This window comes from Nostoc sp. FACHB-888, assembly GCF_014696655.1.
GTDB lineage: Bacteria > Cyanobacteriota > Cyanobacteriia > Cyanobacteriales > Nostocaceae > Nostoc.
This window is the reverse complement of sequence record NZ_JACJQM010000413.1, coordinates 1-1,815: the sequence shown is the minus strand read 5'-3', so window position 1 is coordinate 1,815 and position 1,815 is coordinate 1. Positions and strand designations below refer to the sequence as shown.

Below are 1,815 nucleotides of genomic sequence, written 5' to 3'. Positions count from 1 at the left end.
TAATCGCTCACATTGCTAAAAAAGTTACCAATATGCTGTGGGTTGGTGTCCCTGGTTCTGGCAAGGGTATCACCATTAGCAATGCAATCGACGCTATCAAGCGACTACATCCTGGCATACACATCTTTTATATTGACCCAAAAGGTGACGAGAAAGAAACCGGTTATTTCAAAGGTCGTGTTGATACTTTTAAACGGGCTAAAATCCTAGAAATGTCCCCGGTCGAAGCAGTCTTATGGGTCAAAGAATGCTTTACCGAATTTCAAAATATCTCTGGTTCCAAGCTGATTATTTTGGATGAAGGAACGGCTGTTTGTTCCAAATTTAAAAATACCAAGGGTGAAATTGGCTGGCTCAAGGACAAAATCATCTCTTACTGTTCTTGCGGTGATAGTTCCGGTTGGCATTTCTGGATTGTCGTGCAGAACCCTCACACTGATGACTTGGGCATTTCTGGCGGACTGCGATCCCAGTTAACGTCTGTGGCGTTGGTTCATCCTGATAACGTCCCAGCTTACAATGCCATGATTGCCACTCAACTCATCCCCAGCGATCGCAAGATTACCTCAACCCAAGTGATGGAGATTGCTGCACAATCACCAGTTGGTCGAGCGGTTTATTACGGCGGCATCAATGAATGGATACCAATGCCTCTGTTAAAGAATTTCTCTGGTTATGACCGGGATACCAAAAACTTTATTGACTCTGCACCAAGTAATAAGCAAACCTCTCAAGCTGGAACTAAGGAGTCAAGCACACTAACAACCCAAGCTCAACAGATGTTGGCGCTTTTGGAGAAGACGAAAGCCAATTCCATTGATGAGTTTATCCAAACCGAGTTGAAATTAGACGGAGTTCCACCAGATTTAATCCGCTTAGGAATTGAAAGATTACTCCAAAATTCACATCTTAAGTACAAATTCGACGCTTGCAATACTAATCAAAATTAAAATTTGGAGAAAAATATGCAATCAGTTCTTAACTTTTCGTCATCACTACGGCATACCTTGATTGTCGGTGCGCCTTGCTCTGGTAAAGATATTTTTGCCAGCCACTCTATTAAAAACATCAAACAACAGCAACCCTCTCTTACTGTTTTGTTTATGTAATTGATATAAAGGCAGATCCCAAGGAAAGCCACTATTATACTTGCGCCAATTTTCTGCGGGTTCAAAGTTTTCTCACTGTTAATACTGATTGGTCTGTAGACCAGTTAGTAGCGTGTACAACATTTGTAGAAAAATTCTAATACTATAGTATTCTATATATTTTAAAATTAACTAATCATGACAGGGAATAGAAAGCTTGCTGCAACTGAGCAAGGCATGGAAATTATAAATCGTTGTGCTGGTTCTTTTAATATAGTAACGATTAGCCGTATTCAGGGCGGCTTGAAAGAAGAAATAGTTAGACAAGCTCTTGACTTAATTCAGACTCGCCACTTACGCCTAAATTCTTGTATTGTTGGTAGTTTAAATAGTCTTCGCTTTGTTTTTGGAGCAATAAAAATTCCATTACGTGTAGTTCCTAAGCAGTCTATCGAACAATGGCAAGAAGTTGTTTTGGAAGAATTAAATCAGCCTATTTTTAGTGATAAATGTCTAATACGTACAGTGTTAATTACTTTTCCTAATAGTCAATTAAATTATTTATTGATAACATTACATCATGCAATATCAGATGGAATATCAAGTGTTCAATTGCATTCAGAGATCATCAGTGAGAGGTTAGAGTGATTGCACTTTTGTCAAGAGGGTGCGGGAAAAGGCGATAAATCCAGCTTGGAGACTGGTTTTCGCAGGGCTTTAACTACTC

Annotated in this window: 2 protein-coding genes and 1 pseudogene; all 3 read left to right on the top strand. The window is 39.4% G+C overall.

Annotated elements, in window-relative coordinates:
- Positions 1-950, top strand: a pseudogene (locus H6G26_RS41520) (hypothetical protein); the annotation flags it as partial.
- A gap of 15 nt (positions 951-965) precedes the next feature.
- Complete coding sequence (locus tag H6G26_RS41515) at positions 966-1,109, top strand: hypothetical protein (protein ID WP_190737950.1); 144 nt, start codon at positions 966-968, stop codon at positions 1,107-1,109.
- Positions 1,110-1,286: 177 nt separating this feature from the next.
- Positions 1,287-1,736, top strand: a complete 450-nt coding sequence (locus tag H6G26_RS41510; RefSeq protein ID WP_190737948.1) for a hypothetical protein — start codon at positions 1,287-1,289, stop codon at positions 1,734-1,736.
- Positions 1,737-1,815 lie beyond the last annotated feature (79 nt).